17 protein-coding genes and 1 pseudogene are annotated in these 15,190 nt (G+C 61.3%); 2 read left to right on the forward strand and 16 right to left on the reverse strand.

Annotation, left to right across the window (positions count from 1 at the left end; genetic code table 11):
* A pseudogene (locus L21_RS05740) lies at positions 1-882 on the forward strand (radical SAM protein); the annotation flags it as partial.
* A gap of 660 nt (positions 883-1,542) precedes the next feature.
* Here L21_RS05740 and L21_RS05745 read toward each other — a convergent pair.
* From L21_RS05745 to L21_RS05795, 11 genes are all read right to left on the reverse strand, one after another.
* Positions 1,543-2,481, reverse strand: a complete 939-nt coding sequence (locus L21_RS05745) for an ornithine cyclodeaminase family protein (RefSeq protein WP_074369544.1) — start codon at positions 2,479-2,481, stop codon at positions 1,543-1,545.
* 238 nt (positions 2,482-2,719) lie between these two features.
* Positions 2,720-3,391 (reverse strand): roadblock/LC7 domain-containing protein, encoded by a 672-nt coding sequence (locus L21_RS05750; RefSeq protein ID WP_074369545.1) that lies wholly within the window; start codon positions 3,389-3,391, stop codon positions 2,720-2,722.
* 4 nt (positions 3,392-3,395) lie between these two features.
* Complete coding sequence (locus tag L21_RS05755; RefSeq protein WP_067075881.1) at positions 3,396-3,743, reverse strand: roadblock/LC7 domain-containing protein; 348 nt, start codon at positions 3,741-3,743, stop codon at positions 3,396-3,398.
* Positions 3,744-3,754: 11 nt separating this feature from the next.
* A complete protein-coding gene (locus L21_RS05760; RefSeq protein ID WP_074369546.1) occupies positions 3,755-5,122 on the reverse strand; it encodes a Ni/Fe hydrogenase subunit alpha in 1,368 nt (455 codons plus the stop codon).
* Entirely contained in the window at positions 5,119-6,036 is a 918-nt protein-coding gene (locus tag L21_RS05765; RefSeq protein ID WP_074369547.1) for an NADH-quinone oxidoreductase subunit B family protein, read from the reverse strand. The genes L21_RS05760 and L21_RS05765 overlap by 4 nt, the downstream gene beginning before the upstream one ends.
* Before the next feature lie 10 nt (positions 6,037-6,046).
* Positions 6,047-6,610 carry a hydrocarbon binding protein (contains V4R domain) gene (locus tag L21_RS05770; RefSeq protein WP_074369548.1) on the reverse strand — a complete coding sequence of 188 codons (564 nt, stop codon included), beginning with the start codon at positions 6,608-6,610 and terminating at the stop codon, positions 6,047-6,049.
* The gene (locus tag L21_RS05775) at positions 6,610-6,852 is read right to left on the reverse strand and encodes a 4Fe-4S dicluster domain-containing protein (protein ID WP_074369549.1); all 243 of its coding nucleotides are present in this window, start codon (positions 6,850-6,852) and stop codon (positions 6,610-6,612) included. The genes L21_RS05770 and L21_RS05775 overlap by 1 nt, the downstream gene beginning before the upstream one ends.
* A 310-nt stretch (positions 6,853-7,162) precedes the next feature.
* Positions 7,163-7,951, reverse strand: a complete 789-nt coding sequence (gene minD / locus L21_RS05780; protein ID WP_074369550.1) for a cell division ATPase MinD — start codon at positions 7,949-7,951, stop codon at positions 7,163-7,165.
* 32 nt (positions 7,952-7,983) lie between these two features.
* Positions 7,984-8,505 (reverse strand): hypothetical protein, encoded by a 522-nt coding sequence (locus tag L21_RS05785; protein ID WP_074369551.1) that lies wholly within the window; start codon positions 8,503-8,505, stop codon positions 7,984-7,986.
* Between the two features lie 21 nt (positions 8,506-8,526).
* The gene (locus L21_RS05790) at positions 8,527-9,156 is read right to left on the reverse strand and encodes a DUF4388 domain-containing protein (protein ID WP_074369552.1); all 630 of its coding nucleotides are present in this window, start codon (positions 9,154-9,156) and stop codon (positions 8,527-8,529) included.
* A gap of 101 nt (positions 9,157-9,257) precedes the next feature.
* Positions 9,258-9,734 (reverse strand): hydrogenase maturation protease, encoded by a 477-nt coding sequence (locus L21_RS05795; RefSeq protein WP_074369553.1) that lies wholly within the window; start codon positions 9,732-9,734, stop codon positions 9,258-9,260.
* A gap of 97 nt (positions 9,735-9,831) precedes the next feature.
* Between L21_RS05795 and L21_RS05800 the strand changes: the two genes are divergently transcribed.
* Positions 9,832-10,626 (forward strand): ATP-grasp domain-containing protein, encoded by a 795-nt coding sequence (locus tag L21_RS05800; protein ID WP_074369608.1) that lies wholly within the window; start codon positions 9,832-9,834, stop codon positions 10,624-10,626.
* 58 nt (positions 10,627-10,684) lie between these two features.
* On the opposite strand, the gene L21_RS05805 is transcribed toward L21_RS05800, so the two are convergent.
* From L21_RS05805 to L21_RS05825, 5 genes are all read right to left on the reverse strand, one after another.
* Positions 10,685-10,969: a UPF0058 family protein gene (locus tag L21_RS05805; RefSeq protein ID WP_074369554.1), complete on the reverse strand. Its 285-nt coding sequence runs from the start codon at positions 10,967-10,969 to the stop codon at positions 10,685-10,687.
* A gap of 63 nt (positions 10,970-11,032) precedes the next feature.
* Positions 11,033-12,247: a DNA primase DnaG gene (dnaG, locus tag L21_RS05810; RefSeq protein WP_074369555.1), complete on the reverse strand. Its 1,215-nt coding sequence runs from the start codon at positions 12,245-12,247 to the stop codon at positions 11,033-11,035.
* Between the two features lie 256 nt (positions 12,248-12,503).
* Positions 12,504-12,821, reverse strand: coding sequence for a DUF167 domain-containing protein (locus tag L21_RS05815; RefSeq protein ID WP_074369556.1), 318 nt, complete (start codon positions 12,819-12,821; stop codon positions 12,504-12,506).
* Between the two features lie 195 nt (positions 12,822-13,016).
* Positions 13,017-14,279 carry a dihydroorotase gene (pyrC, locus tag L21_RS05820; RefSeq protein ID WP_074369609.1) on the reverse strand — a complete coding sequence of 421 codons (1,263 nt, stop codon included), beginning with the start codon at positions 14,277-14,279 and terminating at the stop codon, positions 13,017-13,019.
* Complete coding sequence (locus L21_RS05825; RefSeq protein WP_074369557.1) at positions 14,276-15,190, reverse strand: DUF2156 domain-containing protein; 915 nt, start codon at positions 15,188-15,190, stop codon at positions 14,276-14,278. Before L21_RS05825 ends, pyrC begins: the two co-directional genes overlap by 4 nt.

The following is a 15,190-nucleotide window of genomic DNA, read 5'->3' on the forward strand; positions in this document are numbered from 1 at the left end:
TCTACCGTCTACCTGCACTTTGACGGTGTAAGCCGCGAGACGAACTCGAAACTCGCGAGCGATCAGCGGGCGATAGAGAACTGCGCGGCAATCGGCCTCGGGGTGGTGCTGGTGCCCACGGTCATCAAGGGCAGGAACGACCATGAGGTAGGCGCCATCATCAAATACGCCGCAGAGCGCATCAAGGTCATCCGTGGCGTAAACTTCCAGCCGGTGGCGTTTACCGGGGCTGCAAGCGAGGATGACGTCAGGAACGAACGGATCACCATCCCGGAACTTGCGGAACGGATCGAGGAGCAGACGGACGGCGTGATCAAGAAGGACTACTTCTACCCGGTGCCCTGCGTCGTCCCGATCTCCGAACTCGTCGAAGCCTACACGGGCAAACCCCAGATCACGTTCACCACGCACCAGCACTGCGGCGCAGCGACCTACGTCTTCGTCACCGATGAAGGGATGGTTCCGGTCAACAAGATGGTGGACGTCGACGCCTTCTTTGAGTCGGTCGAGAAGATGACGGCGAACCTCGCGAAAGGCGGGTCGCTCAACAAATACGTGACCCTCGTCGAGGGGGTCAAAGACCTCTACTACTCCACGAGGAGGGCGGAGCAGAAGAACACCGGGGAGTTCATGAAATTGATTGGGAAGGCTCTCATCATGCAGAACTTCGAGGCCCTGCGCGAGTTCCACTGGAACGCCCTCTTCATCGGCACGATGCACTTCATGGACAAGTACAACTACGACCTCTGCCGGGTGCAGCGGTGCTGCATCCACTACGCGACCCCGGACGGCCGCCTGATCCCGTTCTGCACCTACAACAGCGGCCCGGTCTACCGCGAACAGGTCTGGAAGGCCTTCGCGCAGCCCGGGACGGAAGAGTAACTCGCCTGCCCACGCGGAGACGGAGGAGGATCGGTCAACTTCCTCCCCGGCGGTTTTTTTTGTGTATCCTATCTTTTGCGCGAAGTATTGGGGATGGTAACTTCACTGATTCTGGTGGGGGCTATTGAGACAGGGAGGGGGGATGCTCCCCCTCTCCCCGCGAGTCGCCTCCCCCGATGGCGATACTCCCACGGTTCGCTGAACGGGAAGATCTCGGAAAAGGACGATTTTCCGGCTAGTTCCCGGGACACGGCTTCCCACCGGGTATCGCCACGCACTGCCCCCGCCCCCTTGGGGGCGGGGGAGGAGGCCGAAGGCCGGGCGGGGTGGGGGTTACAGATATACCGAATTGGTGGGGGATACCGGGAGAAACCATATGCGGTAGAGACAGGTGAGGGGGGCACGCCCCCCTCCCCGTCAGCCCCACCCCCAATGGCGATATCCCACGGCCCACAGTATTGGGAGGTGCCGGGAAATGTGGTGTATGCGTCCTGGAGCCATGTTTTTCCACCGGCTATCGCCATTACTGCTCCCTTCCAGCGTGGGCGGGGGAGTGCCGGGCGGATTTCTCCCCCTATGAGGCGGAGGCAAGCTTGGCAAAGACGGGGTCATCTTCATTCGTACAGCATGGACACCCAATCATCTGGCCTCGTGCAAGTGTCAGGGGAACGGCAGTTCGTACTCCCCCTCGTCCCGCAGGATGAGGGCGGCGATGGCGAGGTCCTGGATGGCAAGCCCGGTGGAGTCGAAGATCGTGACGACGTCCGGGGACGACCGTCCTTTCTTCCCGATGACGACCTCGCCGAGGGTTCCCGCGATCCGGGCGGGGTCGTAGTGCCCGGTGCTGATCGGGACGTTGATCTCGCCCGAGTGGGCCGCCTGGCCGGGGTCGTCGACGAAGACCTCGGCTCTTTCGAGTATCGCGGGGTCCAGTTCCTGCTTCCCCGGGGCATCCGCGCCGATCGCGTTGATGTGCGTCCCTTCACGGATCCAGTCCGCCATTATGATCGGTTTCGTCGACGGCGTCGTCGTGGTCAGCACGTCGCAGTCGCAGGCACGCTCGATCGGGACGCTCCGGGCGTTGTAGTCGGAGTAACGCGCTGCAAACGCCTCTGCACTCTTCTCTGTCCTGCTCCAGACCAGGATCTCCTCGATCGCGAGCGAGGCAGCCGTCGCCTCGACCTGCGCCTCTGCCTGCCGCCCGGTTCCCACGATCCCGAGGGTGACGGGGTGACGGGGCGCGAGATACTTCGCCGCGATGGCGCCCGCTGATCCGGTGCGCAGCGCAGTGAGTTCGGTGGCGTTGATGATCGCCGTCGGGATACCGGTCGTTATATCGATGATGATGGTGAGCGCCATGACGGTGGGAAGGCCCCTTGCGCGGTTATGGGGGTGGACATTGACGATCTTCACCCCGGCAATCCCCCGGGCCGGGAGGTATGCAGGCATCGTCCGGAAGTCCCCGTTCTCAACGAGCGTCACGTAGACCTTCGACGGCATCTGGACGTTGCCTCTCCCGTGCTCGGCAAAGGCCGCTTCAATCGCCGGATTCACCTCGGCATACGGCGGGTATCCGGCATGAACCGGGTAATATTTCATAGGGCGATCCCCCCGCGAGGGCAGGGTCGCCTCGCCGTTCTCTTCGATCCGATGAAGAGATGCATAGGACTACTCCGGCGGGCGGAGATATCAACTGTTTGGTGCGTTCGTGCGCGCTCCGGGAGATCCTGCAATGCGGCAAAAATGAGTGCGTACGGGTTCTCCCGTACATGGGCCCCGCACGCACCGTCAAAACGGTTCGCCGGGAGAGAGGGGAGTGCCGGAACCGTCCCTTCTCTCACCCGGGGTTATCCTGCATCCCCCGTATCGAGAGCCGGATCAGGCCGAGGTTGGCATCCGGCTTTGCAAGGATGCAGAGGGAGAGATCGCCGTAGGGTGCGATGATGAGCTTCCCCGTCGGTGTCTCGAGGATTATCTGGGAGAGGCCGCCCATCTCCATATCGCCGGTGATGCGGGTGCCGGCACGGAGCAGGTCTTCGGAGACCGCGGCCACCTGCTCGAAGTCCCCGGATCCGAGCGATTGGAGGGCAAATCCCTCGTGGAAGACCGAGACGGCGACGACACCCGGCTGCCGTGCGATCTGGTCGAGGCAACTCGTCTCCACCGACCCAATCCGGGAAGATGGCTTTGCACCGCCCTCGGTGATCAGGCACCCGGCCTCACGGGAGGCTTCCCGGGCCACCTCGGTCTCCCCGGCGGTGTAGGCGATCAGTTCGGATTCAAGCGACGGCCGATCAAACAGGTATCTGTACGCTTCGTCTCCGCTGAGCAGCAAACCTTTGCTGCCGTTCTCGAACGCGGCTGCATAGGGCTTTCCGGTCTGAACCAGGACAAAACCGGTTCCTCCGGTCTCGTTGATGCGGACCGCTCCGGTGAAGTGAGGGCTGATTGAAGCAAGGGCCGAGAGAGGCCCCTGCAGTCGTCCAAGTGAGATGCCGTCGGGTAGCATCGTCTCACAGGGCAGCAGTTATCCGATCCCTGTTCTTCTTCAGTTCGTAGCGGATTCTCCCGACATTAACGTTCGCGTTCGCCACGATAGCGATCAGCTCGTCCTCCGAGAGCGGGGAGAGCAGGATCGGCCCGTTCTCCAGTTCGATGAGCATCTGGCTCATCTCACCCTTCCCGAGTTCGTCGCTCATGGCTTCGGACGTACCCATACCTGTCGACGCCATGGCGCCCAGGGCTTCGACGTCCACGTCCCCGGCAACGACGCTCTCGATCACAAAGCCGTCCCGCCCCGCCACGACTGCGGCGGTAACCCCATCAAGTTTCAGGAATTCTCCCAGAATCTGTTTAAGCATGGTCTATCTCCTCACGTTCTCCGAACGCACTCTATCTTGAGGGGCATCCTCCCGATCGCGTGCGTTGCGCACGAGATACAGGGGTCATACGCCCTGATGATCATCTCGATGCGGTTTGCTGCCCCTTCGGTCAGCGCTCCGTTCTCCACCACCCGGCGTGCCATATCCTCCACGCCGCGATCCATCCCGTAGTTATTCTGGCAGGTCGCCACGATCAGATTGCACCGCTCGATGATGCCGTTCTCATCGACGGTATAGTCGTGGATCAGGGTGCCCCGGGGAGCCTCGATGATCCCGACGCCCCGGCGGTTCACGACCGCTCCCACCGGCGTCCGGATCTCTGAGCCGGTGATGCCCGGGTCGGAGAGCAACTGGACGGCCCGCTCGCACAAGGCGAGGAACTCGATGTAGCGTGCCAGGTTGTATGCGAGCGTGGCCTGGGTGAGGGTGCCGAACCGCTCGCGGTACTCCGCGAGAGCGGCGTCCGCGTGCTCCGTGCCCATCTTCTGCACGATGTTGAGCCGGGCAAGCGGCCCGACCCGGTAGTAGTTTCCGCCTTTGAACCGGGCGAACTTCAGGTACGACCAGTCTTCCGAGTACTCCTCGATGAAGTTCGTGTAGTCCTGACCCGAGAACGAGCCGAGTTGGTTCCCGTCCGGGCCGAGCATCATAGCAGGCCCATCGCAGGTCGAGTAGACCCCGTTGTTGGCCATGCCGAGGAACCCGGTCGTTACTGCCCCGAACTCCGTGTCGACGCCGTCGAGGAGACCGCGAGCGAGATCCCATCCCTCGCGCGCGATCCCGAGCGCCTCATTCGCCATGGTCATCAACTCGTTTCTCTTTCCTTCCGTGAGCGGCGTCGACATCCCGCCGGGCAGCGCGTTCGACGGGTGAATGGGTTTGCCGCCGACCGCCTCCGTCAGGCGCTGACCGAACTTCCTGGCCGCGATCGCCTTCTTTGCGAGATCCGGCGAGTGGCGAGCAAGCCCGATGACGTTCCTGCTCTCCGCTGGCGCGTCGTGTCCCAGGATGAAGTCCGGAGCCGCGAGCATGAAGAAGTGGAGGGCGTGGGAGTGGATGAACTGCCCGATGCTCAAGAGTTCCCGGAGTTTCTTCCCGGTCGCGGGCGGTTCGACGCCGTAGATCTGGTCGGTCGCCTTCGCTGCAGCCAGGTGGTGCGCCGAGGGGCATATCCCGCATATGCGGGGCGTGATCCGGGGTGCCTCCTCGATCGAAGCGCCGATAAGGAACTTCTCGAACCCCCTCAGTTCCACGACCTGGAAGTGGGCCGAGTCGACCTCTCCCCGGTCGTTGAGGTAGATCCTGACGCCGGCATGCCCCTCGATCCGGGTCACCGGGCTGATCGTGATCTCTTTCATCTGCTCCTCTCCTTTACCAGATCCCGGATCTTTGAGTTCTCCTTGTCTTCCATGATCAGACTCCCGATGGTGAAGGCATACATCGTGTGTGCGACGTCGTAGAGTTCCTTCTCCACCTCTTTCTGCGGCTTATCGGTGAGATCCGAGATTCTTCGCACCATCATGCCGTAGATGTCCCGACAGGGCTCGCGAAGGATATCGAGCGAGGGGCCGTTGCACCCGTGGCACGGGACGTTGTTTTTCGGACACGACGCGCCGCATCTCCCGAAGGTGACGCTCCCGAGGCAGAGATAGCCCTGCCCGAGCAGGCAGTGCTCGCGGTCGGGAATACCCTCGTGCCGGCGCTTGAGCGTCCAGTTCTCGACCTGCCCCATCTTCCTGTCGCATTCCGAGCAGACGGACTTGCGCGAGAGTTCGAGGGTGTCTCCCGCGACCATTGCCGGGAGAAGTTCTTTCAGGAACGCCTCTTTCGGCGGGCAGCCCGTGACGTAGTAATCGATCTTCACGAGATCGCCGACCGCGAACGCCCGATAAAGGAACGGCGGCACATCCGTCGGGATAACCCCGTCGGGCTTCGTCGTCGCCGCCTCCCGGTAGACGCAGGAGAAGATGTCCTCGTTCGAGCTCAGCATCGAGAGGCCCGATACGCCCCCGTAGCAGGCGCAGGTCCCGAGTGCGACAAGCGTCTTTGACCGTTTCCGGATCTTTTCGAGGCGCTCGCGGTTCTCTTCGTTTCGGACGGCTCCGGTCACGAACGCGATATCGATATCCTCGGGAGGCTCCTTGACGTCCATGATCACCGGAGAGTAGACGATGTCCGCTTCCGCGACGATATCGAGCAACATCTCGTGGAGGTCGAGCACCGCGATCGTGCATCCCGAGCATCCCGCGAGTTCTTCAATAGCAATCTTCATCGTCCTCGCCTCATTTCAGGATCAGTTTCTTCAGGCAGGCGTTCGGGCCGGTGTGAACGATCTCCAGTTTGGCTTTCCTGCCGGTGATCTCCTCGACCGCGCCGACGACGTACCCGAAGAGGGTCTGGCAGAGCGGGCCGCCCTGGTCGAGACCGTTGCGCCGGAGCGTCTGGCGGACGATGCAGTCGTGGAAGACGAGGTAGATGAACGTCTCGCCGTTCTCCTCGATGATGAACGTCTCCTTGTCTTCGGGTTTCCAGACCTCGAACGAGTACTGGCCCCGGAGCAGGTCGGAGAGTTCGTGAAGCGCTCCTTCCACGTCCTCGCGCTTCTGGAAGTACTGGGCGACCTCGTGACCGAACTTCTTCCCGGCACGGTAGGTGACGGCATTTGCCCCGCGGCCGGCGATCTCCTCAAGCGACCTGATCACGAGGCCGTTGAGTTTCATCACGCCGTGGAGCGTATGTTCCAACTCTTTTGGTTTCGGTGAACACTCGAGGGGAATATCCTCGGCACGGTAGATGAGATCCGAGTGAAAAGCCTCGTGCATCTCATCGATGTATCCAGCGCTCATCAGACCACCTTTCGAAGCATTTCACAGACCTTGATGTCGATGTAGTGTCTCCGGGCAGCGTAGATGCCCCGGTGTTCGAGTGCCTGAGCCGGGCAGATCTCGTGGCAGGAAAGGCATCCCATACAGTTGTTCGGCCTGACCGCGACACTCACGTTGTCCTGGAGTTCGTACACGTGCATCGGGCAGTCCTTGACACAGAGACCGCACCCTACGCACGCGTTCTTATCCACATGTATCTCCATTGCGAGCCTCAGAAGGTGGTTAACACTTCCTGCTATTAAAAGTATATAGTTTGTTCGCTAAGAGCATCTCTCAAGCAGAAGAATATTTCTGATTTTATGCAGTTTTACTCCACTCCGGGGTTGTACAGGGCGTTTTAGAGTTCCTGCAAAAATAACCGTGCCGGCGGCGGCGACGGGAAGGACGCTCTCTCCCTGACGCCTTGCGCAGCCGGAACCGGTATCGGCGGGGTCGGCTCCGCATTGCTCTCCGTGCGAAAACGGATAGATAAAAGGGGGTGATGAGCGTGATAGGCCGTGCCGACCGCAACGATCACGCTTTCGCCCGGAAGAGGGCACGGGCAAGCCGGTCGACAAAGCCTTCCCGGGAAGGTTTTGTCTCTTCCTCGGTATACTCGATGCCGGCTATATCGGCGGAAAGGCGCTTGAAGGCACGGGATGCACCGGACGAGGGGTACTTCACCACGATCGGCGACCTCCCGGCAGATGCGCGCCGGATGTTCGGGTCTTCCGGTATGATCCCGAGCACCCGGACCCCGAGGAGTTTCTCCATCTGTGCGCTGTTGAAATCGTTCCCGGCGGCCGCGACCCGGTTGATGATCGCCCCTTCGACATGCCCGCCGACGGTCTCGGTCAGGATCTTTGTCTTTAGTGAGTCGACGATCGAGGAGATCTCGGGGTTTACGATGAGGATCACCCCGTCGGCAATCGTCAGCGGGATGACGCCGTCTTTGCTGATCCCTGCAGGAGCATCCAGGATCAGGATGTCGAACTCGCTCACGAGGTCGGTCATGATGTCCTTGAGCCGGTCGGGGTTCGATTGCTGGAAGCCCTGCAGGGAGAGCCCGCACGGGACGACCTTCACGCCGAACGGCCCGTCGTAGATGGCGTCCCGGACGCGCGCTTTGCCGGCCAGCACTTCGTGCAGGGTCACCGGCAGGTTTTCAAGCCCGAGAACAAGCCCGAGGTTCGCCATCCCGACGTCGGCATCCAGGATGCATGTCTTCTTTCCGTATTGGGCAAGCATCGGGCCCAGGTTTGCTGTGACCGTTGTTTTGCCGGTACCGCCCTTACCAGACGCAATCGTGTATACTTTTACCATGGTGATCACTCGCTGTTTTGCTCTCTTTGGTCTTACACCCAGTGCTGCAGGGTTTCCCGGATATCCTGCTCGAGTGCGTTCGTCTGTTCGCTGGAGAGCCGCTCCGGCGGATGGGCGATGCCGACCACGGTCTCTCCGCGATAGGAGACGCCGAGGAGTTCCACTCCTTCCTCTTCGTGCAACCTTCCCTGCGAGTAGAGGTGGCTGTATCGCGCGGCCTCGCCCTCGCTGCCGGGCCTCGTCGATCCGATCAAAAGACCGTCTGCGGTTGCCAGCGTCAGGGATGCAAGGCTGTATTTCTCGCTGATCGCACCGAGCGTCTCCCCAAGGCTCCCCATCTTCGCGGGCTCGATCGGCGTTGCGGGAGGCGCGGAGATGAGTTCGGCATAATCCGGATCCGGGGATTCCTCCGGTGTTATGGGAGCCTCTGGAGAACTCTGCCGGTTGAGTGCCCGGGAGATCTCTGCAAGGTAGTACGTAATGCCGGTGAAACCGGCTACCGTTATTATCGTGAGGAGGATGAGGATAAACTGGGTAATGCCTGTTGAATCCATTCTGTTACCAGCTCCTGAAGGTTAGGTCTCTTTGTCCTTGATGAGGTGGTCGAGATGGATCTTCTTGAGCATGTCTCTGCAGTTCAGTTTGAAACTGCCGACCAACTGCTCGACGTCCATCTCTTCCATGTTCTGGACGAGCTCATTGATCTCGTCACCCCCCGATTGAGGCGCTTCGGCCTTTTCCTGCGCGGGTTTCACTCCCGGCATGGGGATATGATGCACCTCTGCGGCCGGCTCTGGGCGACGCCTGGATGAAGAGGCCGCATCGGCACTCTTCGGTGTGGCGGGCGCCGCTCTTCCCGGAGCGCCTTTCCCTGCCGACGGCCGACCGGATCTTCCGGGCGTCTCTATCGCAAACAGGGGATTGAACTCCAGGGCGAGCCGCACCTGTTCAGGCGTCAGAAGGTTCAGTTCTGCCGCCACCTCGTCTTCTTCACCATCCAGCACCGTCTCCAGTGCGTGCTGCCCTTTCATGCCCCCATATTCAGCAAGCACAACCTCACCGTCGTTCAGCACAAGGGTAGCGCTCTCGCTACGCAGAACAATCGTGCAGATCCCGGTGAACCTTTCTGCGTTGATCTCATTTGTCAGGGCACGGGTTGTCGTGGATTTGATTAGACGATGGAACCGGCCGCGTGGCAGTTGCATTCAGAGTGTTTTAGCCTAGTGGTATATGATAAATCTTGTTATTTATTCCCCTCGTAAGAGGCGCCGATATGTAATATTCCAGGTAGTATGGCGATGTCTATCTAGGATCTGCTCTCCTGATCACCTGTCCACTCCCTGAGGATGGTGAGGATCGTCTGCTCGGCAGCCCGGATCCCCTCTTCAACCTCCTGGTCGATATCCTTGCTGAACGCCTGGATCTCGCCTACTTCAATCCCGACGGTCACGATATCCCGGGCATATCCGAGTTCCCGGGCGATCGTCACCACCTCGCCGATCCCGATGTCGTGGAGCGCGTATGCCGGAAGGTCCCACGACGGCGGGGCATCGAACACGATGACCTCCCCGATGCGGTCGCCGACACCCACCATCGCATCGACGATCACCACTTTCTCGTACCCTTCCATCAGAGGTATCAGGCCAAACCCGCCGGTGCCGCCGTCGATGACGTCCACCCCAGGCAATCTCCCGTCAAATAGGTGCATCACCGAGATTCCCGCCCCGTCGTTCCCCATGAAGGGGTTTCCGCACCCGATGATGCATACCCGGTTCTTCTGCATGCTCTCGTCCCTACCGGTTATATCCGTCAAGGTACAAAATGGTACTGAATATTCCCCGACCGTGAACGGGCCGCTCCGGGAGCGGGATGTGAGGCACATGATCTACATCGTACCAAAACCGACCGATACGCCGGACGACAACTCGACCGGCGCTGTTATGCGGGAACTGGAGAAAGCCGACGCCCGATACGGGGTTCTCGATCTCGGTGAAGTCGACCCCCTCGATTCCGGGCTTGAGAACGAACTGATCTGGGTCTGCGGTATCCGGCAGGACGGACACCAGTTCGAGACGTTGAACGTCCTCTCGCTCAATAACCGGGTGATCAACACACCTGCAAGCATTGTTGCCTGCGCATCCAAGGTGATGACGACGGCACTCCTCCTCGCGAACAATGTGAGGACGCCGGATACGGCCTACACCCGGTCGGAGGAGCGGGCGCGGGAGTTCCTTTTGCGGCACAAAAAGATCGTCTACAAACCGCTCTACGGGTATGACGGAAACGGTATCCGGCTCGTGACGGAGCCCGGGGAACTCGGGCCGGGGCCCTGGTACCTGCAGGAATACGTGAAGAACGACCGGGACTTCCGCGTCTTCGTCCTCGGGGGCGAGGCCGTCGGCGCGATAGCCCGCATCTCCGATACCCTGACGCACAACATCCATCAGGGCGGGATCGGGATGCCGGTCGCGATCGACGAGGAGATGCGCGCCGTCGCCGAGGCGGCGGCGGCGGCGATCGGGACCGACTACTGCGGGGTCGATCTCCTCCTCGATCGCGAGGGTTATACCGTCCTCGAGGTGAACGGAACGCCGAACTGGCACTGTATGGCGGCACCCATCCCGAACCTGCTCGCTCGATACCTCATCGAGCGCGAGCGCGAGATGCGTGCCTGAAGGAGAGGGAGCCTTTGGTCCCGGCACCGTATCGGGGGTACGGTGCGCGGATACGGGATCACTGGAGATACTCTATCTCTTTCAAGGTCTTCTCGGCGAGTTCCTTCATCCGGGCGGAGATCCGGCCCGACGACGAGAACTCCACGTCCTTCATGGCGTTCGCAATCTCTGTCCCCAGGACGAATATTGCGTATTTATGTTCCATTTTGCTCTTATGCACCTGAGAAGGCTCTATCTTCAATGCGTAATATTGCGAAAATTTCAGGTCCGGGTTCTGCAACTCAAAAAAGTCTTTAATCTCGGTAAGAATCCCATGTAAGGCTATCAACTCTTCCTTGTGCATATTCTCTCCCAGATATAAAAATGGTGAATATAAATATATATAAATTTGCACCGGGGATAACCGTCACCCTATCTTAATGAGTCTGATGGAGAGCGGGCGCTTTATTATACCTTTAAAGTCCCGGGCAGCCACGAACTCGAAGTCTCTCCCCCCAAACTGATCGAGGAGTTTCTGGTCGATGATACGATCGACGACAACCCCCTCGATGTCGCCGTTCAGGTTCTGGAGTGCGCCCTCGACGTCGGTTGCGTTGGATTCCAGGAGGACGGTGTAGTCCGGTGAGAGGAACCGCGCAATCTTCTTGTCCCGGACGTCGGCCATATGCTCCCCGAGCGTCGAGGGGGGCTTCTGACCCCATTCCCGGAGCGACGGCTGCTCGTCCTCTTCCACATCGGCCGGAGCCCGAATCCCGGTGCGGGCCGCCTGCCCGGGCCGCTCGATCTTCTCCTCGGCGGGGGGCTGGTCGATGACCCCCACCGCAGGCACTTTGTTCCGGAGTGCCTTGACGATCTCCTTGCGGCTCATCTCCTCGACGCTCTTCCCCCGGGGACTGTAGGCCACGAAGTCGATCTCGGCGACCTGGAGGAGTTCGCGAAGGATCAGTTCTCCGCCCCGGTCGCCGTCGAGCAGGGTCGTCGCGGTCTTCTCCTTACAGAGTTCGATGATGATGCGCGGGATGTTGGTTCCTTCGACCGCAACGGCGTTCTTGATCCCGTAGCGGAGCAGGTTGATGACGTCTGCCCGCCCTTCGACGAGGATGATGGCGTCGGAGTCCATGGCGTTCGGCCCCGCGTGCACCCTCTCTTCGCCGAGGTACTCGAGTTTCTCGATCCGGATCGTCTCCCTGACCTCGTCGAGGATATCGTCGCTGTTGATGGAGCCTTCGTCGAAGTCCTCAAGGAGGAGTTCTTTGGCGCGCTCGATGATCCTGCGCCGCTTGGTCACCCTGATGTCCTCGATGCGGTCGACCTTCACGTGCGCCGTGCACGGGCCGACCCGATCGATCGTCTCGAGTGACGAGGCGAGGAGCGCGGTCTCCGCCCGGTCAAGTGAAGACGAGATGAGTATCTCGCCTTTAGTCTCTCCTCGTTTCGTGGTGATCTGAACATCGATCCGGCCGACGCGGCCGGTTCTCTGTAAATCGCGCAGGTCGAGGTCTTCGCCGAGCAGCCCTTCGGTCTGGCCGAAGATGGCGCCCACTACGTCGGGTTTATCTACCACCCCCTCGATCTGCAGGATAAGATGAATAAGATACTTTGTGGTATCCGGTGAATACATGGAGTCTGGCCTCCTTCAGTATGGGTAAGTCTGATGCCGTATCCGCACGGATTCTGGCCTGCGCGGACGTACGGTTAATCATATATCTAGAGTGCAATTACTTAAATAAGATGGCGGGTTCGGCGCAAGATTTTTGTAAAGATGAACCTAAACCCATGGCCCCAAAAGAGAGCATTCGGGCATACCCTGCTCTATCGCCTGTTCACGACAAAGACCGCCCTGCCATGGGTATCCCGCTTTTCCCGTCCGCATCTGCTCAGGTCCCGGAGGCGTTCAGGCGCGTAAGCGCATGAGAGCGCGATATCCCGGCGATTGCCACGGTCTTTGAGGAAGATGTGTGTCCGGTGATGATCTCCACGTCGGCGCGGGGCACGCCGAACGTCGCCGCGAGGAGGTCGGTGATCGCGCGGTTCGCTTTTCCGCCGACCGCAGGGGCCGCTATCTGGCACTTGATGCTCCGCCGCCACTCGTTGTAGCCGGCAGGAAACGTGGAGCGTTTTGCACCCGCCGTGACGTCGAGCGTGACAGTCACCCCGTGCGGGGTCTCGGCGACGGCGTCGGCGTAGAGTTCCATGAGAAAAGTCCTCGTGAAGGATGTCGCCCGACACTAACGATCGGTGTTCACAGGTGGCTTCTGCCGTTCCTCACCCGATCGAACCCATATGCCGGGCGTGCCTGTCGCGCACCTGGGTTGTCCCGCGGATCATGTCCGGGCGTCTCGCCAGATGATCACCCGGGGACCTATAAGGTGCGCTTTATCGGCCTTGTATTATTTATTTTTCGAGGGTAAATATCCTTGCCCGGGGTACCACGCTGCACGGGTTTCCAGGAGATCGCCGTGGACGTAGGCCCGCGTTCCCCCGACGATCACTACTTCCGGGAAGATCGCGTCGAGCCCCTCGAACGGCGACCAGCCGCACTTTGCGTGGAGGTGCGAGGCGTCGATCCGGGTGATCTCGTCCGGGTAGAGGGCGTAGTCCGCCCGGTCGCCCGGCTCGAATCCCGCGCGCGGGATGCCGAGGATGGCTGCGGGTCTCCACGACGTCTTCTCGATCACCGAGGCGAGGGTGATCCGTCCTCTCCGCACCGCCGCCATCAGGAGCGGCACCATCGTCTCGACCCCCGGGATGCCGGAGGGCGCGGTCTCGAAGGGCATCCTCTTCTCGTGGAGCGTGTGCGGGGCGTGATCGGAGGCGACGACGTCTATCCTCTCCCAGCACGACCAGAGTTCGCGCCGGGTCTCCTCGTCCCGGAGGGGAGGGTTCACCCGGGCTCCGGTCTCGTCCGGGTCGAAGGCCTCGCGCGAGAGGAAGAGGTGGTGCGGCGTCACCTCCACCGTGCCGCGCGCGGCCCTGACTGAGGCGGCGGTGCTGAGGTGGCAGAAGTGGAGCCGCAGCCCTGCCGGGGCGAGACCGGCAACCTTCTGCACGGCCCGTGCCTCCCCCTCACCGGACCGGGCGCGGTCGTGGTCGGCGAGCGTCGCCGGCTCCCCGCCGGAGACCTCCTCGGCATGGACGGTCGCGACCCCCCCGAGGGCGTGGATGCGGTCAAACAGCCCTTTAAGCGTCTCCGCATCGAGCCCCTCGCCGTAGCTCGACGGAGCGGCGAAAGTCTCCCCGAACGCCATCGCGCCGGCATCCCACATCCCCTCAAGATCCGCCCCCGGCACGACGCCCGCGTTCACCGCGAACCCGCATACGGCCTCTCCCGCCGCCTCGCGGACACGAGCCCGGAGGAGTTCGGGCGTGGTCAGGGGAGGGACGGTGTTCGGCTGGTCGACGACGACCGTCACCCCGCCGGAGACCGCGCTCGTCGTCCCCGTCCGCCAGTCTTCCTTTTCGGCCTGCACCCCTCCCCGCATGTGGACGTGCATGTCGACCGCACCGGGAAGGCAGGTATACCCGGTGCAGTCGATCGTCTCGCCGGCACGCGCCGGTGCGCCGACGTGCCGGACGATACCGTCGGCGACGACGATATCGGCGCGCCTCCCCGTCGGGAGCGTCACGTTTCGGAGCACCAGGTCGGCGGTCATCGGCAGCACGCTTCCAGGTCGGCCCGGGTCACGTAGTAGACTCCGACCATGTACGCAGGGTGGTAGCGCGTCTTCGATTCCCGGAGCCCGGCGACACCCATATCGCATTCCCGATTGACGTAGGGGTAGCGGTCCTGGAGCGCTGCCGCCGTCTCGGTCGTGATCACCTTGTAGATGTTTCTGTAGGTCTCGGGAAGGGCTTTCTCGAAGTGAACGACCGCCATCGACTCATTGACCGGCCCGACGATTGATATCGCCCCGATGGTGCCGCCGATCCTGATGATACATCCCTCGAGCCCGGTGGCGAAGAAGTTGTTCACGGCAAAGAGGATGGCTTCTTTTTCGTAAGCGAGAAGGGGTTCGGAGTCGCAGTCCCGCCACTCGCACCAGACGACGAGGAACTCCCAGACCTCCTCGATGTTCTCCTCCGTGATCCCCTCGACGGTATACGCGTATTCCCGCCCGAACCGGTTGACCTGGCGGCGGATGGTGGCATAGTTCTTTCCGGCGAGTTTGGCCAGATCTTCTGTCCGGTAGATGTAGTCGAAGAAGTCCCGATTCTCGTGGAGTGGGAGGCCCGGGTAGGCCTCCCGGAGCCATGCTTCGTTTGCCGGGTCGAGAACCCGCAACGGTATATCGCTCCCCTCCCGGAGCGCGAGGTCGACGACGTCCTCGAGGAGATCCGGGTTTCTCGGGCCGATCGGCATCCGGAACGCCGTCACGCCGTCGATGGTGCTCGAGAGGACGATCGAACCTTCGACCTCTGCGAAGCGGTAGTCCGCGTAGTGGTTCCAGCAGACCATGTTCGCGAACGTGTTGTCGCTGTGCACCTGGGGGTACTGCCGGTAGTGCCGCGAGAAGAGATCATGCTCGTCCAGGCTCACGGGTTTGAAGTCGGTAAATCTCAGCAT

Origin of the sequence: Methanoculleus chikugoensis (assembly GCF_900095385.1) — an archaeon.
Classification (GTDB): domain Archaea; phylum Halobacteriota; class Methanomicrobia; order Methanomicrobiales; family Methanoculleaceae; genus Methanoculleus; species Methanoculleus chikugoensis_A.

Excerpts from the sequence above, each read along its gene's own strand:
- L21_RS05745 (WP_074369544.1), bottom strand. The coding sequence starts at position 2,481 with ATGAAATATTACCCGGTTCATGCCGGATACCCGCCGTATGCCGAGGTG.
- L21_RS05750 (WP_074369545.1), bottom strand. The coding sequence starts at position 3,391 with ATGCTACCCGACGGCATCTCACTTGGACGACTGCAGGGGCCTCTCTCG.
- L21_RS05755 (WP_067075881.1), bottom strand. The coding sequence starts at position 3,743 with ATGCTTAAACAGATTCTGGGAGAATTCCTGAAACTTGATGGGGTTACC.
- L21_RS05760 (WP_074369546.1), bottom strand. The coding sequence starts at position 5,122 with ATGAAAGAGATCACGATCAGCCCGGTGACCCGGATCGAGGGGCATGCC.
- L21_RS05765 (WP_074369547.1), bottom strand. The coding sequence starts at position 6,036 with ATGAAGATTGCTATTGAAGAACTCGCGGGATGCTCGGGATGCACGATC.
- L21_RS05770 (WP_074369548.1), bottom strand. The coding sequence starts at position 6,610 with ATGAGCGCTGGATACATCGATGAGATGCACGAGGCTTTTCACTCGGAT.
- L21_RS05775 (WP_074369549.1), bottom strand. The coding sequence starts at position 6,852 with ATGGAGATACATGTGGATAAGAACGCGTGCGTAGGGTGCGGTCTCTGT.
- minD (WP_074369550.1), bottom strand. The coding sequence starts at position 7,951 with ATGGTAAAAGTATACACGATTGCGTCTGGTAAGGGCGGTACCGGCAAA.
- L21_RS05785 (WP_074369551.1), bottom strand. The coding sequence starts at position 8,505 with ATGGATTCAACAGGCATTACCCAGTTTATCCTCATCCTCCTCACGATA.
- L21_RS05790 (WP_074369552.1), bottom strand. The coding sequence starts at position 9,156 with ATGCAACTGCCACGCGGCCGGTTCCATCGTCTAATCAAATCCACGACA.
- L21_RS05795 (WP_074369553.1), bottom strand. The coding sequence starts at position 9,734 with ATGCAGAAGAACCGGGTATGCATCATCGGGTGCGGAAACCCCTTCATG.
- L21_RS05800 (WP_074369608.1), top strand. The coding sequence starts at position 9,832 with ATGATCTACATCGTACCAAAACCGACCGATACGCCGGACGACAACTCG.
- L21_RS05805 (WP_074369554.1), bottom strand. The coding sequence starts at position 10,969 with ATGCACAAGGAAGAGTTGATAGCCTTACATGGGATTCTTACCGAGATT.
- dnaG (WP_074369555.1), bottom strand. The coding sequence starts at position 12,247 with ATGTATTCACCGGATACCACAAAGTATCTTATTCATCTTATCCTGCAG.
- L21_RS05815 (WP_074369556.1), bottom strand. The coding sequence starts at position 12,821 with ATGGAACTCTACGCCGACGCCGTCGCCGAGACCCCGCACGGGGTGACT.
- pyrC (WP_074369609.1), bottom strand. The coding sequence starts at position 14,279 with ATGACCGCCGACCTGGTGCTCCGAAACGTGACGCTCCCGACGGGGAGG.
- L21_RS05825 (WP_074369557.1), bottom strand. The coding sequence starts at position 15,190 with ATGCTGAGATTTACCGACTTCAAACCCGTGAGCCTGGACGAGCATGAT.